This window comes from Streptomyces sp. NPDC015242 (assembly GCF_043079125.1).
Taxonomy (GTDB): Bacteria; Actinomycetota; Actinomycetes; order Streptomycetales; family Streptomycetaceae; genus Streptomyces.
Genome location: NZ_JBIBUF010000004.1, coordinates 358713 through 385639, shown reverse-complemented (window position 1 = coordinate 385639; position 26927 = coordinate 358713). Strand labels below are relative to the sequence as shown.

General features: G+C 75.9%; 25 protein-coding genes. 9 read left to right on the top strand and 16 right to left on the bottom strand.

From position 1 onward, the window contains the following. The first annotated feature begins 46 nt into the window (after positions 1-46). A complete protein-coding gene (locus ACF07N_RS16375) occupies positions 47-421 on the top strand; it encodes a DUF6479 family protein (protein WP_383327038.1) in 375 nt (124 codons plus the stop codon). A gap of 49 nt (positions 422-470) precedes the next feature. Beyond that, the gene (locus tag ACF07N_RS16370) at positions 471-959 is read left to right on the top strand and encodes a hypothetical protein (RefSeq protein WP_383341628.1); all 489 of its coding nucleotides are present in this window, start codon (positions 471-473) and stop codon (positions 957-959) included. An 84-nt stretch (positions 960-1043) separates the two neighbouring features. Here the strand turns inward: ACF07N_RS16370 and ACF07N_RS16365 are convergent, their stop codons facing one another. Next, positions 1044-2705, bottom strand: coding sequence for a glycoside hydrolase family 13 protein (locus tag ACF07N_RS16365; RefSeq protein WP_392113069.1), 1662 nt, complete (start codon positions 2703-2705; stop codon positions 1044-1046). A 319-nt stretch (positions 2706-3024) separates the two neighbouring features. On the opposite strand from ACF07N_RS16365, the gene ACF07N_RS16360 reads away from it, so the two are divergent. After that, the gene (locus ACF07N_RS16360) at positions 3025-3975 is read left to right on the top strand and encodes an LAETG motif-containing sortase-dependent surface protein (protein ID WP_392113066.1); all 951 of its coding nucleotides are present in this window, start codon (positions 3025-3027) and stop codon (positions 3973-3975) included. Positions 3976-4046: 71 nt separating this feature from the next. On the opposite strand, the gene ACF07N_RS16355 is transcribed toward ACF07N_RS16360, so the two are convergent. Then, the gene (locus tag ACF07N_RS16355) at positions 4047-5027 is read right to left on the bottom strand and encodes a nucleoside hydrolase (protein WP_392113064.1); all 981 of its coding nucleotides are present in this window, start codon (positions 5025-5027) and stop codon (positions 4047-4049) included. A gap of 55 nt (positions 5028-5082) precedes the next feature. Then, a complete protein-coding gene (locus tag ACF07N_RS16350) occupies positions 5083-5622 on the bottom strand; it encodes a YceI family protein (protein ID WP_392113062.1) in 540 nt (179 codons plus the stop codon). 149 nt (positions 5623-5771) lie between these two features. Here ACF07N_RS16350 and sigJ point away from each other — a divergent pair, with 149 nt between their 5' ends. Then, positions 5772-6698, top strand: a complete 927-nt coding sequence (gene sigJ / locus ACF07N_RS16345; protein WP_392113059.1) for an RNA polymerase sigma factor SigJ — start codon at positions 5772-5774, stop codon at positions 6696-6698. Positions 6699-6714: 16 nt separating this feature from the next. On the opposite strand, the gene thrS is transcribed toward sigJ, so the two are convergent. Then, complete coding sequence (gene thrS, locus ACF07N_RS16340) at positions 6715-7938, bottom strand: threonine--tRNA ligase (RefSeq protein ID WP_392113056.1); 1224 nt, start codon at positions 7936-7938, stop codon at positions 6715-6717. Positions 7939-8322: 384 nt separating this feature from the next. Here thrS and ACF07N_RS16335 point away from each other — a divergent pair, with 384 nt between their 5' ends. Then, positions 8323-9108 (top strand): hypothetical protein, encoded by a 786-nt coding sequence (locus tag ACF07N_RS16335; RefSeq protein WP_392113053.1) that lies wholly within the window; start codon positions 8323-8325, stop codon positions 9106-9108. A 34-nt stretch (positions 9109-9142) separates the two neighbouring features. On the opposite strand, the gene ACF07N_RS16330 is transcribed toward ACF07N_RS16335, so the two are convergent. The 4 genes from ACF07N_RS16330 to ACF07N_RS16315 all read right to left on the bottom strand — a co-directional run bounded on the left by ACF07N_RS16330 (position 9143) and on the right by ACF07N_RS16315 (position 13659). Next, positions 9143-9934, bottom strand: a complete 792-nt coding sequence (locus ACF07N_RS16330; RefSeq protein WP_383327063.1) for a GAF and ANTAR domain-containing protein — start codon at positions 9932-9934, stop codon at positions 9143-9145. 144 nt (positions 9935-10078) lie between these two features. Further along, entirely contained in the window at positions 10079-11251 is a 1173-nt protein-coding gene (locus ACF07N_RS16325) for a TIGR03943 family putative permease subunit (RefSeq protein ID WP_392113050.1), read from the bottom strand. Further along, positions 11239-12246, bottom strand: a complete 1008-nt coding sequence (locus tag ACF07N_RS16320) for a permease (RefSeq protein WP_392113047.1) — start codon at positions 12244-12246, stop codon at positions 11239-11241. The genes ACF07N_RS16325 and ACF07N_RS16320 overlap by 13 nt, the downstream gene beginning before the upstream one ends. Positions 12247-12315: 69 nt before the next feature. Continuing rightward, positions 12316-13659: a tetratricopeptide repeat protein gene (locus ACF07N_RS16315; RefSeq protein ID WP_392113044.1), complete on the bottom strand. Its 1344-nt coding sequence runs from the start codon at positions 13657-13659 to the stop codon at positions 12316-12318. Between the two features lie 128 nt (positions 13660-13787). Between ACF07N_RS16315 and ACF07N_RS16310 the strand changes: the two genes are divergently transcribed. Beyond that, the gene (locus tag ACF07N_RS16310; protein WP_383585537.1) at positions 13788-13961 is read left to right on the top strand and encodes a hypothetical protein; all 174 of its coding nucleotides are present in this window, start codon (positions 13788-13790) and stop codon (positions 13959-13961) included. 24 nt (positions 13962-13985) lie between these two features. On the opposite strand, the gene ACF07N_RS16305 is transcribed toward ACF07N_RS16310, so the two are convergent. The 7 genes from ACF07N_RS16305 to ACF07N_RS16275 form a co-directional block, all read right to left on the bottom strand. After that, entirely contained in the window at positions 13986-14462 is a 477-nt protein-coding gene (locus ACF07N_RS16305) for an ATP-binding protein (protein WP_392113041.1), read from the bottom strand. Positions 14463-14623: 161 nt separating this feature from the next. Further along, a complete protein-coding gene (locus tag ACF07N_RS16300; protein ID WP_392113038.1) occupies positions 14624-15322 on the bottom strand; it encodes a GAF and ANTAR domain-containing protein in 699 nt (232 codons plus the stop codon). 357 nt (positions 15323-15679) lie between these two features. Beyond that, positions 15680-17194, bottom strand: coding sequence for an extracellular solute-binding protein (locus tag ACF07N_RS16295; protein WP_392113035.1), 1515 nt, complete (start codon positions 17192-17194; stop codon positions 15680-15682). Further along, positions 17191-19776, bottom strand: coding sequence for a substrate-binding domain-containing protein (locus ACF07N_RS16290; protein ID WP_392113032.1), 2586 nt, complete (start codon positions 19774-19776; stop codon positions 17191-17193). The genes ACF07N_RS16295 and ACF07N_RS16290 overlap by 4 nt, the downstream gene beginning before the upstream one ends. A 4-nt stretch (positions 19777-19780) precedes the next feature. Further along, complete coding sequence (locus tag ACF07N_RS16285; RefSeq protein ID WP_392113030.1) at positions 19781-20116, bottom strand: hypothetical protein; 336 nt, start codon at positions 20114-20116, stop codon at positions 19781-19783. Positions 20117-20241: 125 nt separating this feature from the next. Then, positions 20242-21303 (bottom strand): hypothetical protein, encoded by a 1062-nt coding sequence (locus ACF07N_RS16280; protein WP_392113027.1) that lies wholly within the window; start codon positions 21301-21303, stop codon positions 20242-20244. 266 nt (positions 21304-21569) lie between these two features. Beyond that, positions 21570-22766 carry a PP2C family protein-serine/threonine phosphatase gene (locus ACF07N_RS16275; protein ID WP_392113640.1) on the bottom strand — a complete coding sequence of 399 codons (1197 nt, stop codon included), beginning with the start codon at positions 22764-22766 and terminating at the stop codon, positions 21570-21572. A 231-nt stretch (positions 22767-22997) separates the two neighbouring features. Here ACF07N_RS16275 and ACF07N_RS16270 point away from each other — a divergent pair, with 231 nt between their 5' ends. Both ACF07N_RS16270 and ACF07N_RS16265 read left to right on the top strand, forming a co-directional pair. Continuing rightward, positions 22998-23438 carry a hypothetical protein gene (locus ACF07N_RS16270; protein WP_383327098.1) on the top strand — a complete coding sequence of 147 codons (441 nt, stop codon included), beginning with the start codon at positions 22998-23000 and terminating at the stop codon, positions 23436-23438. Positions 23439-23782: 344 nt separating this feature from the next. Next, positions 23783-24736 (top strand): hypothetical protein, encoded by a 954-nt coding sequence (locus ACF07N_RS16265; RefSeq protein ID WP_392113024.1) that lies wholly within the window; start codon positions 23783-23785, stop codon positions 24734-24736. Here the strand turns inward: ACF07N_RS16265 and ACF07N_RS16260 are convergent. Then, positions 24633-25979, bottom strand: a complete 1347-nt coding sequence (locus tag ACF07N_RS16260) for a PLP-dependent aminotransferase family protein (protein WP_383585553.1) — start codon at positions 25977-25979, stop codon at positions 24633-24635. The two genes, ACF07N_RS16265 and ACF07N_RS16260, sit on opposite strands and share 104 nt — an antisense overlap. Positions 25980-26064: 85 nt before the next feature. On the opposite strand from ACF07N_RS16260, the gene ACF07N_RS16255 reads away from it, so the two are divergent. Continuing rightward, positions 26065-26892, top strand: coding sequence for an alpha/beta fold hydrolase (locus ACF07N_RS16255; protein WP_392113021.1), 828 nt, complete (start codon positions 26065-26067; stop codon positions 26890-26892). Positions 26893-26927 lie beyond the last annotated feature (35 nt).

The window sequence follows — 26927 nt, the reverse complement described above, 5'->3', positions numbered from 1 at the left end:
CGACATTCCGGGCGCTTTATGCCAAAGGGTCGGCGATAATCGGACCATGACTACGGCAACGTACGAAGTGCTGGCGGCGTCGTCAGACCACGCGGTCGCCGTGACCATCGCCTTCATCGCGGGCCTGATCGTGGCGTGCGCGCTGATCTGGGCCGTGCGGGTCGGGATGGGGGTGATGGACAAGGACACCCACCACCCCGACCCCTCCGAACAGCCGCACCTGCCGGAGACCGGGCCGGTCCGTGAGATGCGGGAGATGCGGGAGCCCGACGACGTGCCGGTCATGGACGCCGATGGGCGCCGGCTCCTGCCGCACGAGCTGCACCGCGCGAGCACCAGGACCGGCAAGGACCAGAAACCGCGGCGCTGGTCGCCCGGATCCAGCGGATCCTTCGGCGGCGGCGGCCTCGGACGCACGTGATGCCGTGAGCCGCGCGGGCCCCGGCCCGCACGGCTCGTCAGGAGGCGACATGGCTGTACGGCACCGGACGCGCGGGGCGGCGGCGGGCGCCGCCGCCCTCGCGCTCACCCTCACCGCCGCGCTCACCGGCTGCGGCGGTGACAGCCCCGCGGACACCGCGCGCAAGGCGGAGTCCGCGGTCGGCTCGATCGCCTCGCAGGCCTCCGGCGCCGTGGAGTCGGCCGCGGCGGAGGCCGAACGCCGGCTCGGCGACATCCAGGACGGTGCCGACGCCAAGGACGACGTACGGGCCGGCCCGCCCGTGACCGGCTCCGACGGCCGGGTCCGCAGTGAGGTCACCGTCCGCAACACCGACGACTCGGCCCGCTCCTTCGCCGTCCAGGTCGACTTCCGGGACGCCGGGGGACAGCTCGTCGACACGGTGATCGTCACGGTCGACCAGGTGCAGGCCGGCCAGTCCGCCACGGCCACCGCCCGCAGCACCCACGACCTGTCGGGCGACGTGCGGACGGACGTGGCCCGGGCGGTCCGCTACTGACGTCCCGCGGTCGCCCGGGCCACGCCGCGCGGGTGGCCCCGCGCCCGGCGAAGGGGCGCGGGGACCGCGCGAGCGGTGGGGCGGCTACCGCCCCAGCCACACCGTCGTGTCCGGCCCGAGCCGGCCGTCCTCCAGCGGCGCGCTGCTCAGCAGCACCTCACCGGCCGGGAGCGGGACGGGCGTGGCGGACAGGTTCGTCACGCAGCGCCAGCCCTCGCAGCGGTCGAACTGCAGGACACCGTCCGGGGCGTCCTCCGCCCAGGTCAGATCCTCGCCGTCGAGCAGCTTGCGGCGCAGCCGCAGGGCCGTGCGGTACATCTCCAGGGTCGAGCCCTCGGCACCGTCCTGCGCCTCGACGGCGTAGGCGGCGAAGCCGGGCGGCTGCGGCAGCCACGCCCCGCCGGGCCCGAAGCCGTACGACGGTCCGGCCGTCGTCCACGGCAGCGGCACCCGGCAGCCGTCGCGGCCCTTGCGGACGTGGCCGGTCTGCTCCCAGATCGGGTCCTGGAGCACCTCGGTGGGCAGGTCGGCGACCTCCGGCAGACCGAGTTCCTCACCCTGGTAGACGTACGCCGAGCCGGGCAGCGCCAGCATCAGCAGGGTGGCCGCCCGGGCCCGGCGCAGCCCGGCGGCCTCGTCGACGGCCGGGGCACGGCCGCCGGAGAGCAGCCAGGCGTTGAGGTCCGTGTCCGGGGGGAGCATCAGGCGCGAGGCGTGGCGGATCACGTCGTGGTTGGACAGCACCCAGGTGGCCGAGGCACCCGCGGCCCGGGCCGTGGCGAGCGAGTCGGTGATGACCTGCCGCAGCTCGCCGGCGTCCCAGCGGGCCTCCAGGTACTCGAAGTTGAAGGCCTGGCCGAGTTCGTCCGGGCGGGCGTACAGGGCGCGCCGGGCGCCGGGCACCCACGCCTCGGCGACGGCCATGCGGGGCGGGCGGTAGGCGTCCAGGATCTTGCGCCAGTCGCGGTAGACCTCGTGCACCTCGTCCCGGTCGTAGAAGGGGTGGGTGCCGGGCGGCAGCGCGGTGAGCGCCTCCTCGCGGCTCAGCTCGGGCCGGCCGAGGTCGCGCAGCGGTTCACTCAGGTCCTTGACGAGCGCGTGGGCGACGTCGACCCGGAAGCCGTCGACCCCGCGGTCGGACCAGAAGCGCAGGGTGGTGCGGTAGTCGGCGCGCACCTCCTGGTTCTCCCAGTTGAGGTCGGGCTGTTCGGGGGCGAACAGGTGCAGGTACCACTGCCCGTCGGGCACCCGCTGCCAGGCGCTGCCGCCGAAGACGGACTGCCAGTCGGTGGGCGGGAGTTCGCCGTGCTCGCCGCGGCCGTCGCGGAAGACGTAGCGGTCGCGGGCGGCCGAGCCGGGACCGGCGCGCAGGGCCTCCTGGAACCAGACGTGCTGGTGGGAGGAGTGGTTGGGCACGATGTCGACGATGACCTTCAGACCGAGGCGGTGGGCCTCGGCGACCAGCTCGTCGAAGTCGTCGAGGGTGCCCAGGCGCGGATCGACGTCCCGGGGGTCGGCGACGTCGTAGCCGCCGTCGGCGAGTTCCGACGGGTAGAACGGGCTCATCCACAGGGCGTCCACGCCCAGTGCGGCGAGGTGGCCGAGGCGGCGGGTGATGCCGCGCAGGTCGCCGAGTCCGTCACCGTCGGCGTCGGCGAAGCTGCGGGGGTAGACCTGGTAGACGACGGCCTGCCGCCACCAGTCGGGGTCGCGGGACGACAGGTCGGGGGTGGAGCGATCGGTCACGCGGTCTCCTTAGCAGGGCATACGGGCGACAGCATTTAATCTGTCCAGAATGCCGGAAAAAGGAACCATCATGTTGGTCGGAGTGATCCATTCCCACTGTGGCGGAAGTGTGATGGAGCGGTAACTTCCTTTGTGTTCCCGCAGGTTGACAGTGTGCTGCGGCGCCGCCACCATGAGGACTCACTGAGGCGCATGTGACCAATGAGCCCAGTGTTTCTCAGACCACTGACCCCCGGTGCGGCCCCGGCAGCCGCGCGCCGCGCGCTGCCCGCATGCCGCCACCCGGGTTCCGGCACACGCCAAGAAACGGGATACCCCTATGTCCATAGCGAGACGTGTCACCGCACGCCGCCTGCTGGGGACGGGCGCCGCGGCCCTCGCCCTCTGCGCCGCCTCCGCCACCACCGCGTTCGCCACCGGCACGCCCGGCGGCGACGGCTGGTCGTCCGGCGGCAGCTACAAGCCCGGGACGGGCGCGGGCACGGAGACGGGGACCGACCGCTGCCAGTTCTCGCTCGACGGCACCACCTTCACCGACTCGGTCAAGGTCGACGACCAGAACCTGAAGCCGACCGAGGACGGCAAGGTGCACATCAAGGTGCGCACCGCCGGTGACGCGGCCGCCTGCACCGCCTCCCTCGCCTCCTACCTGGCGCACGGCCCGACCTTCGCGACCTCCGGCGAGCAGGTCTTCGTCGACTTCGACACGGTGACGGTCAAGCCGGGCGGCACCGACTCGCTCGACATCGCCATCCCCGACAAGGGCTGCTTCGGCCAGATCGACCTCTACCGCGGCGCGGTGAAGTTCGACGGCGAACTCGACGCGAAGGACGGCTTCGTCCACGGCGAGCTGCCCAAGGGCCCGGACCGCCCGGTCATCAAGGACAAGCTGATCGCCGCCTGGAACGGCGGCACGAAGGACTGCACGACCCCGCCGCCCGCCGAAGAGGAGCCGCCCGCCTCCACGCCGCCCGCGACCCCGTCGGAACCGGCCGAGGGCACCACCCCGCCGGCGTCCCCCTCGGAGCCGTCGGAGCCGTCGGAGCCCTCCGCCCCGCCGTCCGGCGACACGGAGACCCCCACCCCGAGCGCCTCCGAGTCGACGCCCGCCGCCCCGAAGCCGAACGGCGGTGGCGGCGACCTCGCCGAGACCGGCGCCGACGGCAACACCGGCCCGATCGCCCTCGGCGCGGCGGCGCTGCTCGCCGGCGGCGCGGCCCTCGTCCTGACGACCCGCCGCCGGGCGAAGCGGAACGCCTCGGGCGCCTGATCCGCCTGCGGTGACGCCCCCTCACTGCCGTCCGGCGGCGGCAGCGCGGGGGCGTCGTCCCGTTTCCGGTGCTAGAGCCTTCCCTCGACGGTCGCCAGGTACAGCCGCACGTAACGCTCGACGTCCACGTCCAACCCCACGTCCACCAGCGGCTGTTCGCGGGTGCCCTCGTGCAGTTCGGACTCGCCCGGGCGGGGGCGGCGGTCCACGATCGTCATGCCGCGCGTGGGCCCCGGCGCGAGGGACACGTCGACGGGGAGACGGTGGGTCGTCAGGCCCTCCGGGTCGGCGACCGCGCAGAGCGCCCCCGCGTCGCCGAGACCACCGGCCGTCTCGTCCGGGTCGCCGGGACGGCTGCCGGGGTGCGCGGGCCGGTGCGCGAGCAGCTCACCGGCCAGCCGGGCCCCCGGTTCCGCGCTCGCGCGCAGGCGCCGCACCTGTGCCGCCGGGACGACGACCCGGGTGAACACGTCCAGCCCGTACATGGTGATCGGCACCCCGGCGATGAGCAGGATCGCGGCCGCCTCCGGGTCGTGCCAGACGTTGAACTCCGCGACGGGCGTGGCGTTCCCGGCCGCCGCCGCGCCGCCCATGAACACGATCCGCTCGATGTTGCGCGTCACCTCCGGGTGGGTGCGCAGCAGCAGCGCGATGTTGGTGAGCGGCGCGGTGGGCACCAGCGTCACCGGGCGCGGGGAGGCGAGGATCTCGCGCCGCAGCAGCGTCACCGCGTCGACCCCGGCGGGTTCGCGGGCCGGTTCCGGCAGCCCCAGGTCGCCCATGCCGTCGTCGCCGTGCACGTGCCGGGCCGAGCGGGGCGCCTCGATCAGCGGCCGCTCGGCGCCCCGGGCGACGGGGATGTCGGGGGCGCCCGCCTGCTCCAGCACGGTCAGGGTGTTGCGGACGACCCCGTCGACGTCGGTGTTCCCGGCCACGCAGGTGATCGCGCGGACGTCGAGCGCCGGGTGCCGAACGGCGAACAGCAGGGCGAGGGCGTCGTCGACACCCGTGTCGCAGTCGATGATCACCGGGATGCGCTGTCCGTCCGCCACGGCGAGGCTCCTTCCGCCGGCCCCGCGCGGGGCCCGTACCGGCGACCCTACGACGTCAGGACCGCCGTACCGCCGTGACGTCGAACTCCAGCGTCACCCTGCGGCCGATCATGGCACCGCCGCCGGTGACGCCCCAGTCCGCGCGGTCGATGACGGTGCTGCCCACGAAGCTCGCCCGGAAGGCGCCCGAGGCGTCGCTGCCGGCGCCGGTCAGGGTGAAGTCCACGGTGACCGGCCGGGTCACACCGCGGACGGTCAGGTCTCCGGTGACCTCGAAGCCGGTCGCGCCGGTCTGCCGCACCCGGGTCGAGACGAAGGTGAGGACGGGGTGGGCGCCCGCGTCCAGGAAGTCACCGCCGCGCAGGTGCTCGTCGCGCTTGCGGTTGCGGGTCTGGACGCTCCCCGTCCGGACGGTGAGCCGGACGGAGGAACCGGACGGTGTGCCGCCGTCCAGCCGCGCCTCCCCGTCGAACGCCTCGAACCGTCCCCGGACCCTGGACACCAGTGCCGCCCGGGCGGTGAAGCCGATGCGGGTGCGGGTGGTGTCGAGTACGTAGTCGCCGGTCAGTTCGCCGAGTGTGGCCGCCGTGGTCATGCTCGCTCCCGAGGAGAGAAGGGATCTCACCCCTCACGACGAGACAGCCGCGCGAAATGTGAGGCGGGTACGCGGGCCGGCCTCACATTCCGGGACGCTGTCTCGTCGTGAGGGGTGAGGACGTCCACGACCCGGGGAGCATCCGCGCCATGACCACACCGTCCGATCCGGCCGACGACCTGGAGGTGCTCGCCCGGGAGCGGCGGCACCTGCTCAACCTCGCGTACCGCCTGCTCGGCTCGCTCGCCGAGGCCGAGGACGTCGTGCAGGAGACCTACGCCCGCTGGTACGCCCTCTCCCCGCGGCAGCGGGAGGAGATCGCCTCGCCCGGCGGCTGGCTGACGACCGTCGCGGGGCGCGTCTGCCTCGACCTGCTCGGCTCGGCCCGGGCCCGGCGGGAGCGGTACGTGGGGGAATGGATCCCGGAGCCGCTGCCCGGCCGGAGCGAGTGGGTCAGCGGGCGGTGGGACGACGGCACGGCGGACCCGGCCGACCCCGCCGACCGGGTCACCCTCGACGAGTCCGTCAACATGGCCTTCCTCGTGGTGCTGGAGTCCATGACCCCGGCCGAGCGCGTCGCGTTCGTCCTGCACGACGTGTTCCGCTACTCCTTCGCCGAGGTGGCCGAGGTCGTCGGCCGCACCCCGGCCGCCTGCCGCCAGCTGGCCTCCTCGGCCCGCCGCCGCATCCGCGCGGCCGGGCCCCCGACGGCCCCGGTGGCCGAACAGGCCGACGTGGTCCGGGCGTTCAAACGGGCCTGGGAGGCCAGGGACATCGCGGGTCTCATCGGGCTGCTGGCTCCCGACGCGACGGCGACCGGCGACGGCGGCGGACTCGCCCCGGCCGCCCCGCACCCGGTCGTGGGCGCCGGGCCCGTCGCCCGCTTCCTGACCGACCGGGCCCGTGCCGTGCCCGGCGTCACCCTGCTGGAACGCACGGTCAACGGCCGCCCCGGACTGGTCGCGCGCCTCGACGGCGTCACGGTGTCGGTGCTGGCGTTCGACATCGCGCACGGCCGGGTCCGGCACATCTGGGCCGTCCTCAACCCCGACAAGCTCCGCCCGTGGACCCGGTGACCGGCGAGACCCCCGGCTACGCGGGCTCCTCCCACAGGGAGGTGCCGCGGGCCGCCACCCGGGCGCCGATGCGGTCCAGCAGCTCCGCCGCGGGCAGCGGATCCGGCCGGCGGCCGTCCCGCAGCCGTACCGCGACCCGGCCGGCGGCGGCCTCACGCCCGCCGATCACCGCCTGGTACGGCACCAGCCGGGCCGCGCGGACCCGGGCCGCCAGGGTGCCCTGGCCGGGCTCGGCGACCTCGGCGCGCAGGCCCCGCTCCCGGGCGTGGCGGGCCAGCGCGTGCGCCTGCCCGGTCTGTTCGTCGCCGACCGGGAGGACGGCCAGCTGCACCGGGGCGAGCCAGGCCGGGAAGGCGCCGCCGTGGACCTCGACGAGGTGGGCGACCGCCCGCTCCACGCTGCCGATGACGCTGCGGTGCACCATGACCGGGCGGTGCCTGCCCCCGTCGGGGCCGATGTAGTGCAGGTCGAAGCGCTCGGGCTGGTGGAAGTCGATCTGCACGGTGGACAAGGTGGCCTCCCGGCCCGCCGGGTCGGCGATCTGCACGTCGATCTTGGGTCCGTAGAAGGCCGCCTCGCCCTCGGCCTCCTCGTAGGGAATGCCGGAGCCGTCCAGAACCTCCCGGAGCAGCGCGGTGGCCTGCCGCCACAGCTCCGGGTCGGCCACGTACTTGCCGCCCTCCCCGGGCAGCGAGAGGCGGTGACGGGAGGCCCGGATGCCGAGGTCGGCGTAGGCGCGGCCGATCAGGTCCAGCGCGGCCCGGGCCTCCGCCACGGCCTGCTCCAGGGTGCAGAAGATGTGCGCGTCGTTGAGGGTGATGGCCCGCACCCGGGTCAGCCCGCCGAGCACCCCGGACAGCTCCGAGCGGTACATGCCGCCCAGCTCGGCCATCCGGAACGGCAGTTCCCGGTAGCTGCGGGCACGGGAGCGGTAGATCAGCGCGTGGTGCGGGCAGAGGCTGGGGCGCAGCAGAACCTGTTCGGCGCCCAGCTCCATCGGCGGGTACATGTCGTCGCCGTAGTGGTCCCAGTGGCCGGAGATCTCGTACAGCTCGCGCTTGCCGAGGACCGGCGAGTACACGTGCCGGTAGCCGGCCCGCCGTTCCGCCTCGCGGACGTACTCCTCCAGGGCGTGCCGCACGATCGCGCCGTCGGGCAGCCAGTACGGCAGCCCGGCGCCCATCAGCGGGTCGGTGTCGAACAGTTCCAGTTCACGGCCGAGTCGGCGGTGGTCCTGCATGGTCGCTCCTCCGGGTACGGGGGTCCCGGAGCGAGCACCGCGCGACGAAGCCCCGGGGCACTCGCCCCGGGGCTTCGGACTGCTGCGTCAGCTGTCAGCGCGCCGGGACACTCTCCGGCGTCGTCGTGGACGGGAACGACTGGGCGCGCTGCATGCCGTGACCGTAACAAGGGGCCGCGGGTGACGGCGAAGGGTTTTCGGGCGGGCGCCGCCCCCGCGCCTCCTACGGCACGGGGTGCCGCGGTCCGCCGCGCCGCACCGGGCGGCGGCCCCCCGCTCACCCGGTCGGGCCATGCGCGCTGGTGGGCGGGCGCGCGCGGTGGTGCCGTATGAGCAACGCCCCGATCTTGGTCCGCTCCGGCCCGCCCACCAGGAGGCACTGCGATGACCCACCCTCCGGCCGCCCCCCGTGCCCTCCTGCCCCTGCTGGCCCTGACCGTCCTGGCGGGCACGGCCGGCTGTGCCGTCCGGGACGAGCCGCGGCCCCGGTGGTTCTCGGCGACCGCCTCCGTCTCTCCCGCGTCCCCCGCCGTCGAGCAGCCCGCCGGGCCCGGGGCCGGGCTCGCCGAGGAGAAGGCCCGGGCCGCGCTGATCACCGAGACCGACCTGGGGGAGCCGTGGATCCCGACGCGGGGCGCCCGGACCTGGCGGGACGGGCTGCTGAAGGCCACCACCGAGGACCCGGAGTGCCGTCGGCTGCTGGACGCCCTCTACACGGAGGAGCTGTTCGGCACCCCCGAGGGCCCCGGCGCGACGGCCGCGTTCGACTCCGCCGGCACCGACGCCCAGCTGCACTACCGGGTGGCCGGCCACCCCCCGGCCGACGTCGACCGCACCCTGGACTGGCTGCGGTCAATGCCGGGCCGGTGCGGCGAGTTCACCGCCTCGACCACGCGCGGCGGCGTCCAGGGCGTCGAGGTCGGTGACCTGCCGCTGCCGCCGGTGGGGGACGCCCGCCAGGCCCTGCGGGTCACGCTGGCCGGGGAGACCGAGGAGGGGGAGCTGACGTACCTGACGATGGACATCGCCGGCGTGCGGGTCGGCGAGGAGGCGATCGTCGTCACCCACGGCGGCCTCGACGAGGTGGACGCCGACGTCACGCAGGAGGCGGTACGGCTCGGGGCGCAGCGCCTCGCGGAGCTCGGGAAGCAGGGACGGGCCCAGATCTGACCGCCGGTCCGGGCGTCGCGCGGCCGCGGGCGGGTCAGTCGCGGTCGAAGCGCCTGCGGTGGGCGATCACGTCACGGGCCACGTCCACGGCCGTGCGGCCGTGCGCGAAGGCGTCGCCCCGCAGCCGTGCGAGCGCGTCGTCGGCGCCCACGCCGAGTTGCGCCATGATCATGCCGACCGCCTGGTAGACCACGTCGTGGTCCGAGGCGAGCCCGCTCAGCCAGGCCTCCCCGTCCTGCGTGCCGGGTTCGTCACCGCGCGGCAGCGCCATGAGGGCGACGGTCATGACACCCGCCACGAGCCGGGCCACGTGGAGCTGCCGGCCGGTGAGACCGCCCGGGGTGTCGCGGTACAGGTCGAGGGTGCCCAGGCACATCCCGTCGCCGCCGAGCGGCATCGCGTACACCGCGCGGACCCCGGCCGCGGTGGCCTGCTGCGCGAAGACCGGCCAGCGTCCGGCGTCCCGGCCGCTCGTCAGGTCGCAGGCCAGCACCGGCTCCCCCTCGGCCAGCGCGCTCTGGCAGGGGCCGTCGCCCAGGGTCGCCTGGATCTGTGCCAGGTGCGCGGCCTGCTCGCTGCTCGCGCTCAGCTGCACGGGCATGCCCTCGCCGCGCAGCGACACGCTCGCGCCGGTCACCGGCAGCAGTTCGACGGCCACCGCGCACAGCCGCCCGGGCACCTCACCGGGCTCGGCGCCGCGCACGCCCCTGGCGATCACGTCGGCGGCCCGGAAACCGTCCAGGTCCAGGTCGCAACCCTCCGGACCACGGTGCCCGGGGTCGTCCCCGGGTGCGCCCTGGGGGTCGTCCCTGGACCGCACGACCACCGCCTCCTTCGATCACCGCGGCCTGCACATCGCCGGTCCGCCGGGGCGGGCCGTGCGGCCCGCCCCGGTCGTGTTCCGGCACCCGCCCGGAATGCTGCCCCGACTACCCCGGCCGGGTGGGCCGAAACCCGGGCGGCCCCGGCCTCAGCGCTTCTCGTAGGGGTTGTCCGGCTGCGGCACCGGCCGTACGGAGGCGGCGTCCACGACCGGGGGCCAGGCGGCGTCCGAGCCGAGGGCGCCCTCGGGGTGCCAGGTGCCGGTGACCGTGACCCACGTGTCGACGGCGGGGGCGTCCGCGCCGCGCACCTCGGCCTTGGCGGTGCTCGCGTCGGCGGCGCAGCAGGAGACGAGCAGGCGCGTGACGTACCAGGTGCCGTCGGCGTCGCGGGTGACGAAGCCGGTGAGCCGGATCGTGCGGCCGCGCAGGGAGCGGCCGCTGTCATAGACCGCCCGGGAGCCGAACTCGCCGAGGGTGAGGTCGAGCGGGTCCCCGGCCGGCAGCGCCGGGAAGGTCCCGACACCCCGGGCCGCCCGCTGGGCCGCCTCGCGCTCGGCGCTGTAGGAGCCCAGGGCGGGCGGCGGGAAGAGGAGCAGGGCGAGAGCGGGGAGGGTGAGCAGCCAGGCGACCCGGGGACCGTGCGCGTGCCCGTGGTGCCGGCCGTGGCCGTCCCGGCCGTCATCCCGTGGTTCGGCGCCCCGGGGGTCCGCGCCGCGGGAATCCGCGTCGCGGGATTCCCCGTCGCGCGGGTCGCCGTCCTGCGGGCCCGCGTCACGCGGGTCGCCGTCCCGCGGGCCCGCGTCGCTCGGGCCACCGTCCCGCGGGCCCGCGCCGTGCAAGCCACTGTCCCGCAGATCCGCGCCGCGCAAGCCACCGCCCCGCGCGTCCACGCCGCGCAAGCCACCGCCCCGCGGGCCCGCGTCGCTCGGGCCACCGTCCCGCGGGCCCGCGCCGTGCAAGCCACCGTCCCGCAGATCCGCGCCGTACGAGCCACCGCCCCGCGCGTCCACGCCGCGCAAGCCACCGCCCCGCGCGTCCACGCCGCGCAAGCCACCGCCCCGCGCGTCCACGCCGTGTGAGCCGCCGTCCTGCGGAGCGGGTTCGCGTGGGTCCCTGCCCCGTCCCGCCCCGGGCGCCCGTGCCGTCACGCCTGCCGCCGGCGCGAGCAGCATCAGCGCCGTTCCGGACACCACCAGCCAGGGCCGCAGCCCCGGCTGGACGTACCGCAGGTACAGCTCGCTGAACGCGGACACCCGCAGGATCGCCGCCCCCACGAGCGCGAGCAGCACCGCCGGCCCGTAGCGCCTCACAGCAGCCACCAGCCGGCCAGGACGCTGCTGCCGACGGCCACCACCCAGGTGACGGCCGAGAACCGCACCGCGAAGGACCGGCCGAAGGTGCCCGCCTGCAGCGCGATCAGCTTCAGGTCGACCATCGGCCCCACCACCATGAACGCCAGCCGCGCGGTGGGCGAGAAGCCGGTCAGCGACGCCGCCACGAACGCGTCGGCCTCGCTGCACACGCACAGCACGACCGCCAGCAGTGCGAGCAGCAGCACCGACAACCAGGGCGAGCCGGTGAAGACCTCCAGCGCGGAGCGCGGCACGACGACCGCGAACGCCGCCGCGGCCGCCGCGCCCACCACCAGGAAGCCGCCCGCGTGCAGGAAGTCGTGCTGGAGGCCCGCGACGAAGGCACGCGCCCCGCCGCCGGGCTCGTCGCCACCGCCCCTCCTCGGCAGCCGCAGCCATGCGTCCTTGCCGAACCGCGCCCACAGCCAGCCCATCACCACGGCCGTGCCGAGCGAGGCGGCCAGCCGTCCCAGGACCATGGCGGGCTGCCCGGGGAAGGCGATCGAGGTCGCCACCAGGACGACCGGATTGATCGCGGGCGCCGACAGCAGGAAGGCCAGCGCCGCGGCCGGGGCGACACCCCGCCGCATCAGGCTCCCCGCCACCGGCACGGACGCGCACTCGCACCCGGGCAGCACCACTCCGGCCGCGCCCGCGACCGGCACGGCGAGCGCCTCGCGGCGGGGCAGCAGCCGGGTGAGGACCCGCTGCGGCACGAACGCCCCGATCGCGGCCGACACCACCGTGCCCAGCAGCAGGAACGGCACGCCCTGGACGGCGATCGCCGTGAAGACCGTCCACCAGGCCGCGACCGGCGGGGTGTACAGGTCGAGCGCGACCAGCGGCCCGAGCACCGACACCACCGTCACGACCGCGATCAGCGCGGCGCCCCCGAGGACGGCGTGCACCAGGGCCCGCAGCCCCAGCCGTATGCCGTCGGCCACCGTCCGTTCGTTCTCCACGCGCCCCGCCCCGGTCGTCCACTCCCGCGAGGAGGCTAGCCCGTACGGCTGTGCCAGGGCCGTGGTTCCTCACAGCGGGGGCTGTGCGGGAGCGGGTCCGAGGGTGGTGGTGCCGGGCGCGGTGCGGTGCCCGAGGCCCGTCCGGTAGGCGTCGAGGGCCGCCTCGACCCGCCCGGTGCGCCGCAGCAGATCACCCAGCAGCCGGCACAGGTCGGCGAGGTCGCCGGCGGCCCCGGCCCGTTCCAGCAGGCTCAGGGCGCGGACGTAGTGCTCCTCGGCGTCCTCGGTGCGGCGGGCGTCCTCGGCGATGATCCCGAGCAGCCGGTGCGCGGCGGCGGCGTGGACGGCGCCGCGCTCGGGGGACAGGTGCCCGAGGACGTCGCGCAGCAGGGCCGCGGCCTCGCCGGACCGGCCGCGCTTGTGCAGCACGTCGGCCAGTTCGACGGTGACCTGGCTGCTGTAGAGGGCGGCGCGCTTGGCCGTCAGCATGCCGAGTGCCTCGCGCAGCTCCTCCTCGGCGCGTTCCAGCTGCCCGTCCTGGGCGTAGACGTAGCCGCGCATCCAGTGGCAGTTGGCGAGTTCGGTGCGGATCTGCAGGGACCGGTACAGCTCGGCCGCCTTGGCCAGCGAGGCGTCGGCCTCGGCGAGACGGCCCTCGGCGACGAGGGTGCGGGCGACCGAGCGGTGCATCCGGGCGACCAGGGCGGGGTCGCCGGACTGCGGGGCGAGCGCCAGGGCGAGCTCGGCGGCCTGGGCGGCGCGGGCGTGGGCGCCCATGTCCATGTAGGGGCCGATGGCGCTGGCGTAGAGCAGCAGCAGGGCGTCCGGGTCGTGCAGCCCGCCGCGGTTGAGCTCGTCGAGCGTGGTCTCCAGGAGGTAGACGGCGTACCGGAGCTCACCGGCGAGATAGTGGGCGACGGCCCGGCCGCGCAGGGCCGGGACGCGGGCGGGCAGCGGGGCGCCGGCCAAGCAGGCCTCGGCCCGCTCGAAGTACTCCCGGCCCGGTACCAGCTCGCCGGTCTCCAGGGCGCACTCGCCGAGCCCGAGCAGCGCGGCGGACCGCTCGGCGTCCAGACCGTGGCTCTCGGCCTCGGTGAGCAGCGCGGCGTACTGCTCGGCCGCCGCCTCCGTCTCCCCGACGGCGAGGGTGCGCTGGGCCTCGGTCAGCCGCAGCCGCAGCTCGGTCACGAGCCGTGCCGAACGCCCGGTGGCGAGCTCGTCGAAGGCGACCCCGAGCCGGCCAGCGAGATGCCGCAGTGCGTCGTCGGAGGGCCGCACCCGGCCCGACTCCAGCGTCGAGATGTAGGCGGGGGTGTACGCGGGCTCCGCCAGCTGCCGCTGCGTCAGACCGCGTGCCACACGCAACCGCTGCACCCGGCGGCCGATGGTCCCCGGATCGTCCCGCTCCCCCACGTCAACTCCCCCTGTGCCCCTTGCCGTTCGGCACGAACAGCCCCTAGGTTAAACGGAGTGTTAAGCCGAATTGTGGAAGACGCTTAATACGCTGCCGCCGTAGTCGCCGCCCCTGTTGCGAGGTCGCCGTGCCGGAACGCACACGCACCGCCGAGCGGTACGCCCGAGGCTTCGCCGCCGCCCTGGTCGCGATGGCGACGCTCCTGCTGGCGGCCAACGCCGGGCCGGCCCCGACGGCGGACGCCCAGCCCCGGCAGCCCGCGACTCCCGTCACGGACGCCGGGGCCGCCACGAGCCACTGAGGGCTCACCGGGCCGGGGCCGCGGTCACGGCGTGCGCGGTCCCGCGTCCGCCAGGGACGTGGACAGCACGCTCCGGCCGCGGGTCCCCACGGGATCGCGCGGGGGCGGGCGCAGGTAGGCGGTGATCTGCTTGCCGGTGGCCCGGGGTGTGACGGCGACCCGGTGGCTGACCTGGTGCACCAGGCGCAACCCGTGACCGCCGAAGCGGTGCGGATCGGCCCTCCGGGGCACGGGCCGGCCGGGTGAGGTGTCCCACACGGTGATCGTCAGCTGGTCGCCGGAGAGCCGCAAGGCCATCCCGCAGGGTCCGGGAGCGTGTTTGAGGGCGTTCGTGACGAGCTCGCTGATCGCGAGTTCCGCGTCCTGGACGGTCGGGGCCGGCACGAGTGTGCGGCCGGTTCGTGCGGCGTGGGCGAGGACGGCGTGCAGGGCCCGGCGCGCGTCGACGGAACGCGCCGTGCCCTCGGACCAGGCCACGCCGTAGTGCAGCGTGGCGTGCATGCCTGGGTCCTGCTCATCTGCCGCCTGATTCCTAAGCGGGATGGCCATGGGGACTCTTTCGTCGTGGTCGCCGTTCAACGGCTTTCCGCGATGCGCTTACCCGTCCCCCGGGCAGGCACACGGCGGCCGGGGCGCGGATACGCCCGTGACCACCCGCGTCCTCAGGCGGGGCCGGTGTGTTCGGCGCTGACCCGGCGGGCGACGTCACGGAGTTTGATGTTGTGGTGCTGGGAGATGCGGCGCAGCACGTCGAAGGCGTCCTCCTCGCTCATCCGGTGGCGCTCCATGAGGATGCCCATGGCCTCGCCGATGGCGTGGCGGGTGTCCAGGGCGTGCTCCAGCTGGTCGACGGTGCGGGCGCCGGACAGGGCCACGGCCGCGTGCGAGGCCAGCAGCCAGGCGGCCGTCTCGATGTCCTCACCGAACGTCCCGGGACGGCGGGCGTACAGGTCGAGCGCGCCGAAGTCCTCGTCGTCGGCGTAGAGCAGCACGCCGGTCATGCTGCCGATGCCGAGTTCGCGGGCGCCCGCCGCGTAGCGCTCCCAGGCGGGCTGCGGCCGGGTCAGGTCCGCGATCCGGTAGACGCGGTCGCCGTCCTTGCGGCGCGCGAGATCGAAACAGGGCCCCTCGCCCAGCTCGCCCTGCAGGCGGTCGGACTCCCGGACCATGTCCCCGCAGGCGGCCAGGGTCACGGCCCGGCCCTTGCGCACCGCGAGGATCCCGGCCGCGTCGCAGCCGTCGACCAGCCGGACCGCCGCCGAGGCGATCTCGTCCAGGGTGTCCTGGACGGAGTCCTGGGCCAGCAGGTCCCGGGCGAGCAGTGCCATCCGCTCGGCGTACTCACGCCACTCCAACGCCATCACCGCCTCGTCCCGGTCCCGGTCACAGTACCTCCGCGGGCGGGCGGGAACAGGGTGGCGGAGCCCGGCCCGCCGCCCGGTCAGTCCACGCGGTGGCCGCCGGGGCAGACGGCGCTGTCGGGCGTGACCAGGGCCCGGCAGTAGGGGCAGGGACGGATCCGGCCGAGGGACGTCAGGGCCTGCTGCACGGCCCCTCCCACCGCCCGTTTCGTCCGGTGCGATACGACGGTCAGTCTCCTCTGCAGGAGGCCGGCGACACCGGGCACGCCACGTCCTTCCCTCGGGCGGGCACAGCCCGCGCACACTTCGGCTCGATCGCGTGTTCCCGTCCTCGCGCCGCCCACACCCGGCGGGGCCTCAATCGGGCAGGAGCCTCCTCAGGGCCTCGTCGATGCGGTTCGCCACCTCCCCGGCCCCCGGCCGGCCGGGCCCGTACAGGGCGTCCAGTTCCGTGATGAGGGTCTGGGTGACGGCCCCGTACAGGGGGGTGCGGGGGCGCTGCACGGCAGCGCGCAGGGCGGGGAACAGGATGTGCCGGGAGTAGCTGACGCCGTCGGCGACCCGGTCGGGCGCCTTGACCTCGGCGCTCTCCCCGGTGGGGGACACCGAGGGGCTCGCGGTGTAGGCGGAGGCGTGCCGGCACTCGGGGGAGCCGTCGGGGTCCTGGTAGGCGGAGGTGCGGGTCGCCGCGAACCCGGCGCGCAGCAGGCAGCGCTCGCTGTCCGGGTCGGTCAGGAACGCGATCAGCTCGGCGGCCTTCGCGGCCCGCTGCGCGGAGGCCGCCGAGGTGACGGCCAGGTTCTGCCCGCCGAGCACCGCCTTGCCGGGCAGCCGGGCCACCCCGAGGTCCTCCTTGAACCTCTCGTACAGCACCGGGTAGACGTACGGCCAGTGGCGCAGGAAGGTCGTGCGGCCCTCCGCGAAGGCGCTGAGCGACTCGGCCTCGCGGGAGTCGGAGGCCTCGGCGAGCATGTACGGCGGCGACGTCCGCTCCCGCAGTTCGGTCACCCCGGCCGTCAGCTGCGCCGCGTCGGCGGTGTACCGCCCCTCCTCGTCGGTCAGCGCGAAGTCCTCGACGGCCGAGGCGAACGCCTCGACCGCGTTGACCGTCCGGCCCTCGTAGGCGGCGAGCTGGGTGGTCCAGCCGTCCTCGTGGCCCGGCGGCCGGCCGCGGTCGTTGACGGCCTCGATCAGACCCCGCAGTTCGTCCCAGGTGAGTCCGCCGCTCAGGTCCGTCCGGGAGGCACCGGCGTCACGCAGGTGGTCCCTGCGGTAGTAGAGCAGGCCCACGTCGCTGTTGAAGGGGACCGCGTACCGCTTCCCGTCCCAGAACGACGTCGCGTCGACGGACCGGATGAGGTCGCCGGGCTCCTTCACCGCGGCGCCGGTCAGCGGGCGGATCAGGCCGGCCTCGGCGAACTCCGGGACCCAGGTCACGTCCAGGTTGACCACGTCGTACTCGGCGCTGCCGGACTGGAGCGCGCCGAGCAGCTGGCTGCGCTGCTGGTCGGCGGAGCCGGGGAGCTCGACGAGCCGTGCCCGGTAGCCGTGCTCGCCCTCGCGGGCGTTCCAGGCGTCGATGAGCTGCTGGCGGATGCCGTTCTTGCCGGTGACGTCCTGGCCGCTGGCGACGACGATCCGCGGCGGGTCGGTACCCGGCGGCTGCTCCCGGGCGGACCCGCCGGTGCAGGAGGCGAGCACCGCCAGGGACAGCAGGGACAGGGCGGCCGCCCTCAGGCGGCGGGCCGCGCTCCCGGTGCCCGCGCCCCTGGTCGCGCCCTTCCCCGGGCCCCTGCCCGGCCGGCGTCGCCGGTCTCCTTCCGGGCCTGCTCCCCGGTCCCTGCGCGCGTCCCTCGGTGGGCGGGCGGTCATCGTTCCTCCCCCGTTCCGGTGCGGGCGACCTCGTCGTGCAGGGCGGGGACGAGATCGTCCCCGGCGTCCAGGCAGCGGCCCCGGCCCGCCTCCGCGACCCGGGTGGCGGGCCGGCCCTGGTCGCAGCCGGAGCTGGCCAGGGACACCATGGCGACCGGGACGCCCGCGCCACCGGCCCGGTCCAGCACCTTCCGCAGCGCCCGGCCGGTGAGGCGGCCGTCGTCCTCGCCGTCGGTCAGGTACACGATCAGCTGGGGCCGTTCGTCGCCGGCGCCGCGCTCCTCCATGAACTCCAGGGCGTCCAGCAGGGCGGCGGCCGGATCGGCCTCGGCGTCGCGCCACCGGGCGGCGTCGAGGGCCCGTTCGGCGTCGGCCCGGCCGTGCGTGCCGAAGTCCAGCAGGCCGGTGTGGGTGCGGCCGCCGACGCCGTGCACCGCCCACACCCCGTACTCGTCCTCCCCGCCGAGCCCCGGCAGGGTCTGCTTCAGGATGCCGGGGCCGCCGCTGTCGCCGTCCCACCGGCCGGCCATCGAGCCGGAGCTGTCGAGGAGGTACAGGACCCGGCCGGGACCGTGCGCGTTGGCGTACCGGTCCAGTGCCCGTTCCATGTCCTCGGGGCGAGCCGGCTCCGCGGGGCCGACCGACGTGGGGAAGCCCGCGGAGGCCGGCTGCGGGCCGAGCAGGCGGCGCTCGCCGGTCGTGGAGCGGAAGCCGTGTTCGCCGAGGACCGCCAGGCCGTCCTTCCCGGTCAGCCAGGCGCGGAACCGGTCCACCGCGTCGTCCCGCGCGGCGGCGTCCCGGTCGCCGTCCTCCCAGCGCACCCGCACGAACGCGGGCTCGAGACCGGGCACGTCCGCCGGGTAGGCGGCCACGCGCTGGGTGCGGGTGGCCGGGTGGCAGCCGATGCCGCTCTTCAGCAGGAACTCCGGCACGAGCGCCGCGCTGCGGTCGTCCACGGCGTCGTCCTCGGGCAGGCTGCACAGCAGCCGCACGGCCGACGACTCGGGCAGGTCGGCCCGCGCGAGGCGCCGCTCGGCGCCGCGCGCGTCGGCCCGCGCGCCCTGCAGGCCCATCGTCGCGAGCAGGGCCGCGTCGGTGAACTCCGGGTCGGGGCGGTGCAGTTCGGCGCGCGGGTCGGCCTGTTCGAGGGCGTCGACCAGCTCGGACAGCGACCGCCCGGTGACGTCGAGGCGGGCACCGAGGCCCGCCGGCACGGCCAGCACGACCGGCGAGTAGGCGAGCGGCCCGGCGGCCGGCTCCAGCCGGGCGAAGACGCGGTCCTCGCGGGCCGCGGCCGCGTTGACCCGGTCGACGTCGGCGCGGGTGGCGGGGATCCACACGTCCGGCTGCGGGCCGATGTCCCGCTGCGGGTTGTCGTCCTCGCGCGGCTGCTGCCAGGCGTCGGTCCGCTCGCCCAGCGCGGTCACCACGTCGGCGGCGCCCGCGCTGTTGACGGTCACGCCGCTGCGCCGGCAGCCCTCGCCGGTGGTGTTGGCGGCCGAGACGACGTAGGCGTCCGCGGACGCCCGCAGCGCCGGTTCCAGATCCGGGTCGGTGAGCACGCGCAGCTCCAGGGACGGGGCGCAGGGCCCCGAGTCGCCGAGCAGGACGTACAGGCCGTAGCCGCCGGCGCCGGTGGCGGCGAGGGCCAGCAGCAGGGACAGGGCGGTCCGGCCGAGCCGGTCGGCGGCCGCCCGCAGGCGCCCGCGCAGGCGGTGTCGCGGCGGACGGGGCGCAGGGCCGGGTCCCGGCGGTCGCGGTGGGCGCGGGGGGAGGTGGTGCGGGAGGTGGTGCGGGACGTGGAGGTGGTGGTGGGCCGGACCGGCCGCCAGCAGCACGTCCGCGTCCGGGTTCCAGGGCGGGGCCAGCGCCTGCGGCTTCTGCGGGTCGTTGTCCTCGGCCTCGTACCCCCCGTCGGCCATCCGCTGCTTCACCGCGGGATAGAGCGTGGACAGCCACACCTCGCCGCCGCCGTCGAGGACGCCCGCCACCTCGCGCGTGAACGGCGTGGCGACGTCCGCGTCCCCGCCCAGGATGCAGCGGTTGGGCTGCACGCTCATCAGGAGGAGGATCTTCTCCTTGCTCTCCTGCGGGGCCTCGAAGCGGTGCCAGATCGCCGCCGCGTTGCCCGCGTAGCAGCAGTCCAGGATCACCAGCACCTTCTCGGCGCGGCTCTCGGGGGCGCAGAGCTCGCCCAGCACGCCCGCGAAGCTCACCGCGCCGGGCAGTTCCTCGCCCGCGACGATCCGCGCGGTGCGCATCTGGAGGTGGAGCTTGTGCGTGGAGGTGTCGGTGACGACGGCGTGCCCGGCGAAGTAGAGCAGCAGCAGTCCCTCGGTCTCGCGGACGGCGCGGCGCAGCTCGGCCGCGAAGTCGTCCGGGGCCGGCGAGGCCAGCACCCTGACCTCGCCCGGGCGGAACACCCCGCCCCGGTGCAGCGCGTCCTCGAGGGTCCTGCGGTTGTGGCGCACGGCGGGGAGCTGGCCCGACACGCCCTGCGGATCCGGTGCCGTGTGGTCGTACTCGGACACGCCGACCAGCAGCGCCCTGTTCCGTCTGCCGCGCGGGTCGAAGCGGCTCACCGGGCTACTCCCCGTCGGGGTCCAGTGGGCGTATCTCCGTGCCGGGATCGCCGCCCTGGAGCCTGCGGCGGTTGTTCTTCCAGGTCTTCACGGCGCGGTTGGTGTACTCGGTCAGTGCCACGACCGTCGCCACGTCGCCGAGCAGCTGGAGCACGAGTTCGATGTCGGGCCCCAGGCGGCCCTTCTGCCCGTCGGTCCTGGTCCGCTCCTCGATGCGCAGCTGCTCGCCGGAGATCAGCTCCTCCAGCGGCTCGTCCCGCTCCAGCCACGCCTTCAGGGCTCTGACATCGTCCGCGGTCGCGCCGTCACCGAGCCGGACGCGTACGCCTAAGACAGCCACTTGGTCCCCCTCTGTCATGCTTCACATCATGACACCGGGTCAGGCCCCTGCGGCAGACCTGTGACGTGACCCGGGCACGTGACTGCGCGCCCCCTTCACGCCAGGCGCACACGGCGCACGTGTGCTCAGTCCTGCGTCTGCAACTGCCGCAACTGGCGCTGCACATGGTCCAGCGCCCCCTCGCGCCGCCCCGGCACCCGCGCCCGCAACGCTGCGAGCGCCGCTCCCAGTTCGCGGGCGCCGGCCGGCTCGCGGACCTGGCTCCACTGGTGGTGGGCCCGGTCCACGGCGGCCTCCACGGCCGGGGAGTCCGCGGCCTGCCCGGCGTTCAGCCGGACCGTGGCGACCGTCAGCCAGGTGTGGCAGCTGCGCGCCGGGTCCCCGGCGAACATCGCCAGATCGGCCCGTACTTCGGACCAGTGCAGGGCCTCCTGCGAGGCCGGCCCGTGCGCGGCGACGGCCGCCTGCTCGTACCGGGCGGCGAGCGCGTCCGCCTCCGGGTGCCGGCCGGACTGCACGGCGGCCGTGATGGCGGCGTGCGGATCCCCCGCCGACGGGCCGGGGACGCTCAGCACGAGGTCCGTGCCCGCGCTCTCCGGCGCGATCCGGGCCAGCGCCTGCTGGTGCAACTGCTCGGCGGGCGGCCGGAATCCGCTGCGCAGGATCGTCGCGACGGCCTTCATGTACGCGGGCGCGGCGACCGTGCGCCGGGACGGGGGCGGGGCCACGCGGCCGTGCACGGCGTTGCCGCGGCCCGCGTCCAGCGGGATGCCGCGCAGCAGTTCCCAGGTCTCCGCGTCGGCGTGCAGGTCGAGCAGGAGGGTGGTGGCCCCGGCCGGTCTGAGCCGCAGCTCCTCCCGGAACCAGTGCCAGGGGAACGCGGTGTAGCGGGCGGTGGCGGGGGTGGTGCGGGCGAGCGCGAGGTGGGGCAGGCGCTGGCGGCGGTCGAGCTGGAGCTGCCCGGTGACGTAGACGGTGAGCGGGCCGGGGGCGGCCGCCGCGGCGCGCAGCCGGGTGAGGACGGCCTGCGGCTCCAGCGGGTCGGCCAGTTCGACGACGTTCGCGGTGTCCGTGCCGGACAGCACGGCGGGCGGCACGGCGGCCAGGACGGGGAGCACGGAGGCGGCGTCGACCAGGCGCCCCCTGCCCACCGGCGAGGCCGCGAGCAGCAGCACGGTTCCGGGCATCGTCCCTCCCCCTGTGTCGATCACGTACGGCAGCACCGTAACCGCTGCGGCTGCAAAGGGGAGCCTCAGGACCGCAAACGTCCGCCTTCGGGTGCTTCGCTCACGCCCTCGGGAGCGCGGGGAACGGCGACGCCCTCGGGGGCGCGGGGAACTGCGCGACCGGCCACGACGAGGCCCGCACCCCGCCCGTGACGGCACCCCTCACGGCGCCCCCGTCGCCCCCTCCACCCGCACCCACCGGACTCCCCGGCGACCGCCCCCACGGCCTACCCCTCCCACCCCGCCACTCCCTCGGCCCGGAACGTGCCCGAACCGGTGTCCGGGCCGGTGTCCGGGCCGGTGTCCGGGCCGGTGTCCGGGCCGGTCCTGCGGCGGACGGCGAACACCGTGGTGTCGTCGGCGAGGCGGCCTCCGCAGTGCCGCAGGGTGCCGTCCCGCACGAGGGCGGCCAGACGGGCCGGTTCAGCCGTGCCCGGATCGGCGGCGACCGCCCGGGCCACCTCGCGGGCCAGCGCGTAGAACGCCCCGGTGCCGTCCCGTGCCTCGGTCACGCCGTCGGTGACCAGCAGCAACGTCTCGTCGGGGGCCACCCGCACCCGCAGCGCCCGGGGCGGTCCCGGCGCGAGGTCCCCGAAGCCCAGCGGCAGCCCGGCCCCGGCCGGCAGGGCGCGCACCCCGCCCGGTCCGACCGCGAGCGGTGGCTCGTGCCCGAACACCAGGACGTCCACCACCGCCGGATCGTCCTCGGGGAAGGCGAGCAGGACGGCCGTGGCGAACCGGTCGCCGTCGGAGCGGCCCAGGGCGACCGTGTGCCTGCGGTGCCGGATCATCCGCGTCTCCAGCCGCCCGGCGACGGTCGTGAGGTCGCCCTCGTGGTACGCGGCCTCGCGGAACGTGCCGAGCAGCGCGGCCGCCGCCTCCACCGCGCCGAGCCCCTTGCCCTGCACGTCCCCGACCAGGACGCGGGTGCCGTGCGGGCCGGGCTGGATGTCGTAGAAGTCGCCGCCGACACGGGCCTCGGCGTCGGCGGTGAGGTAGACGCCGGCGTGGTCGAGGCCGCCCCAGCCCGGCGGCAGCGGGCGCAGCACCGTGCGGCGGATGGTCTCGGTGACGTCGCCCATGCGCAGCACGCGCCGCTCCTCGCGCACCCGGACGACGCAGGCCAGGGTGGCGAGGATGCCGCCGAGGGCGACGAGGACGAAGTCGGCGAGTCCGGCCTGGTACTCGTGCGGCCAGGCGCCGTCCACGACGACGTACGTCACCAGCGACGCGAGTGCGAACAGGGCCGTGCCCCACACGCCGCAGATCGCCGCCGCGATGCCGGGCACGAGCACGATCCAGGAGATCATGCGGAACTCGCCGGTGGTGTGGTAGTCGGCCAGGGCGATGGCGACGAGCAGCACCAGCGGCGGCAGCCAGGCCACGCGGTGCCCGCGCAGCCGCAGCAGCTCCTGCCGCCGCACGGGGTCCCGGCCGCCGACCGCCGCGTACTCTTCGCCGGTGCCGGCGTAGCCCTCGCCGGCCCCGGGGTACCGGTCGAGCGGGCCTTGCGCCCCGCGGTGGCGCCTCACGGCCCCAGCGAAACACGGGGCCGCGCGGGCCGCATCCGCGTCGGGGCGTTCCGCCGACTTGCCCGCCGTCCCCCGCCGGTGTGCCCTGGAAGCCAGGGGCAGGGAACGGAGAGGAGAGCGCTCATGGCTCACGCGGCACCCGCCTCACGCGGGACGACGGCACCGCGGCGCAGGCCCGATGTCCTCAGCGCCCGGACCCACGCGGCCGCGGCGGTGGCGCTGCCGGTCGTGCTGGGGCTGATCTACGGCTTCTGGGCGGCGGCCAACCGGCGTCACGGGGGCCCGATCACGGGCTGGAACCTCCTGTTCGGCTTCCTCACCGCGCTGGTCTTCGCGGTGGTGTTCGCCGCGCTGTGGCGGCTGGCCCCGCGCCTGCGCCGCGAACTGCACGCGCTGTCCTGGTTCGTCTTCACGGGCTGCGCGGTCGGCTTCCTCGTCAGCCAGTCCGGCGAGTCGGTCCTGAAGTCCGCGGGTCTGGGACTGGCGGTCGGGGTGGGCGTGCTGCTGACGATGTTCTACCGCTACTACACCCGCGAGGACGCGGAGGGCCACCGGCTGAGGTGACGGGCCGGCCCCGGTCCGCCACCGGCCGTGCCGAGCGGGCGGCGGCGCGGGCGGCGGCGGCGCGGGCGGCGGCGACGGCAGGGGTGCGGGTGGCGTGGGCGGCCGGGCCGTCGCTCCCGGCCGCCCAGGCCCCGCCGACGTGGGCGCGCGCGCCGCCCACACCTCCCGCACGCCGACGCCCCGCGAGGGCGCCCGCGGCGAGCCGGCCGCGGGCGGAGCCCGCGGGTACGCAGGGGTGCCGGCGCCCGTCCGGGTGAGCACAGGGTGCCCGTCCGGCTGGGCGCCGGGACCCGAATGCAGTCGTCCCGCTCGCGTTCCGGGCCCGCCGCGCCTTGCCTGGAGGAGTGCCCGAGCCGGTCCCGGCGCCCGCACCCGCGACGGCGCCCCCACGCGCGCGGAACGCCCTGTCGGCCGTTCTGCTGGCCCTCGCGTGCCTGCTCGTGCCGTTCGCCGTGCTGGCCTCCTGGGCGGCGCACGGGCTGACCGACACCGGCCGCTGGGTCCGGAACCTGGCGCCGCTCGCCGCCGACCCGCACGTGCGGCACGCGGCCGCGGACGCTCTCGGGGACGGGGTCCTGCGCGCGGCGGGACCCGGACTGCGCGGCCCGGCGGCCGGGCCGTTCGTGCGCGACGCGGCCCGCTCGTTCACCCGGACGGGGGCGTTCGCCACGGCCTGGGACGCCTCGAACCGGGCCGTGCACACCGCCGTGCTGCGCGCCGTGCGCGCCGACGCGCCGCCCGTCCCGGTCACCGTCGACCTCGCGCCCGTCGTCGACCGGGTCAAACGCCGGCTCACCGAGGACAACGTGCCGTTCGCCCACCGCATCCCGGTCACGCACACCCGCGTCCCGGTGCTCGCGGCCGGTGACGTGGACCGACTGCGCAAGGGGTACCGGGTGCTGGACGCCGCCGCCTTCTGGCTGCCGCTCGCCGCGGCCTGCTTCGCCGTCGCCGGGATCGCCGTCGCCGCGTGCCGCCGCCGCGCGGTCACCGCCCTCGGCCTCGGCACGGCCCTGGGGGGAGCCCTGCTCGTCCTCGCCGTCGCGATCGGCCGCCGTCTCACCCTGGCCGACCTGCCCGTGACCTTGCGGGGCCCGGCGGCGGGCGCGGTCTACGACGCCCTGACGGCCACCCTGCGCACGGTGTCCTGGCTGCTGTGCGCCCTCGGCCTCGCGGTGGCGCTCGGCGGGTGGCTCACGGCCCGCTGCGGTCCCCGGATCGCCGCGCGGCGACGTGCGCGAGCGTCCGCAGGGCCCGCCGCAGATCCGGCTCAGGAGCCGACGCGAGCCCGAGCCTGACCGCGTCCGGGGTGTGGCCGGGGGCGACGGCGAAGGCGGGCCCGGGCGTGACGGCGATGCCGTGCGCCGCCGCGGCGGCCGTGAAGGTGTCGGCGCGCCACGGCGCCGGCAGCTCCCACCAGGCGAAGTAGGCGCGCGGGCCGGACCGCACGGTGAAGCCCGCGAGTTCCTCGGCGAGGATCCGCTGCCGCCGTGTCGCGTCCGCCCGCTTGGCCTCCACCAGCCGGGCCACCGTCCCCTCCGCGGTCCACCGCACGGCCGCCTCCAGCGCGAACCGCCCCGCGCTCCAGCCGCCCGACCGCACGGCGTGGGCCACGGCCCCGGCCCGGTGCGGCGGCACGACGAGGAAACCCACGGTGAGGCCGGGCGCGACCCGCTTGGAGAGCCCGTCGACGACATGGGTGAGGGCCGGGGCGTGGGCGGCCAGGGGCACACCGGGGGCGTGCAGGAACGACCAGATGCGGTCCTCCACCACCGGCAGGTCCAGGTCGTGCACCAGGCGGGCCAGGTGCAGCAGCCGCGGCCCGCTCGTCGTGAGGGCGGTCGGGTTGTGCAGTGTCGGCTGCACGTACAGCGCGGACAGCGGTGCCGTGCGGTGCGCGGCGGCGACGGCCTCAGGCAGCAGCCCGGCCGCGTCGCCGGCGAGCGGCACCAGCGTGATGCCGAGCCGCGCCGCGATCTCCTTGACCAGCGGGTACGTCAGCTGCTCCACGCCGACCCGGCCGCCCGGCCGGACCAGGGAGGCCAGGGCGGCGGCGATGGCCTGGCGGGCGTTGCCGGTGAACAGCAGCCGCTCCGGGTCCGGGCGCCACCCGGGGGTGGCGAGCAGGTCGGCGGCCGCCTCCCGGGCCTCCGGGGTGCCGGTGGCGGGCGCGGGTGACAGCGCCTCGGCCAGCACGTCGGGACGCAGCAGCGGCGCGAGCACGGGGGCGAGCAGCTCCGCCTGGCCGGGCGCGCAGGGGTAGTTGAGCTCCAGGTTCACCGGCGCGGCGCCCTCGCCGGACTCGACGAGCGCCCGCCCCGCCGGGGCGGGTGCGGCGGCCCGGACGAAGGTGCCGCGCCCCACCTCGCCGACGACCAGCCCGCGCCGCACGAGTTCGCCGTACACCCGCCCCGCCGTGGACGGGGCGATGCCGCGGCGCCGTGCGAACGTCCGCTGTGGCGGCAGCCGTTGGCCGGGCCTGAGCCGGCCACTGGCGATGTCGTCGGCGATCCGGTCGGCGATGCGCCGGTAGTCACCCATCCGTCGGCCTCCCCTCGCTCCCCGCATTGCACCGAGAGCAAAGATCCTATTGCACCGAGTAGTTGAGCCTGCCTAGGGTCGGTCCATGGCACCCTTCCTCGCATACGAGGACAAAGGCCCCGCCTTCTCCCGGCAGCCCCTTGTCCCCCCGGCTCCCCTGGTCCTGGTCCACGGACACCCCTTCGACCGCACGATGTGGGCCCCGCAGCTGGAGACCTTCGCGGCGACCCGCCGTGTCATCGCACCCGACCTGCGCGGCTACGGCTCCTCCCCGGCGGTCCCGGCCCTCACGGACTTCTCCGGATTCGCCCGGGACATCGAGGCCCTGCTGGACGAACTGGGCGTGGACTCCTTCGTCCTGGCGGGCCTGTCCATGGGCGGCCAGATCGTCCTGGACTGCTACCGCCTCTTCCCGGAGCGCGTGCGGGGCCTGGTCCTGGCCGACACCACCGCCGCCCCCGAGACCCCCGAAGGCGTCCGCACCCGCGACGCCATGGCGGACCGCCTCCTCGCCGAGGGGCTGCGCGGCTACGCCGACGAGGTCCTGGAACGGATGGTCGCGCCGTACGCGTCCGCCGACGTCAAGGCCCACGTCCACGGCATGATGACGGCCACCTCACCCGAGGGCGCCGCCGCGGCCCTGCGCGCCCGCGCCCGGCGCCCCGACCACCGGCCCCTGCTGCCCCGCGTGCGCGTCCCGGCCCTGGTCGTCGTGGGGGCCGACGACACCTTCACGCCGGTCACCGGGGCCCGGGCCCTGCACGCCGCCCTGCCCGACGCCGCGCTGCACATCGTCGAGGGCGCGGCCCACCTGCCGAACCTGGAACGCCCCGAGGACTTCGACCGGGCGCTGGGAGCGTTCCTGGCCCGCGTCGACGAGCGGCAACCTTCCGCCGCCCCACCCCGTCCTTGAGGGAGGATGCGGACACCCCCTCGCGAACGGAAGGC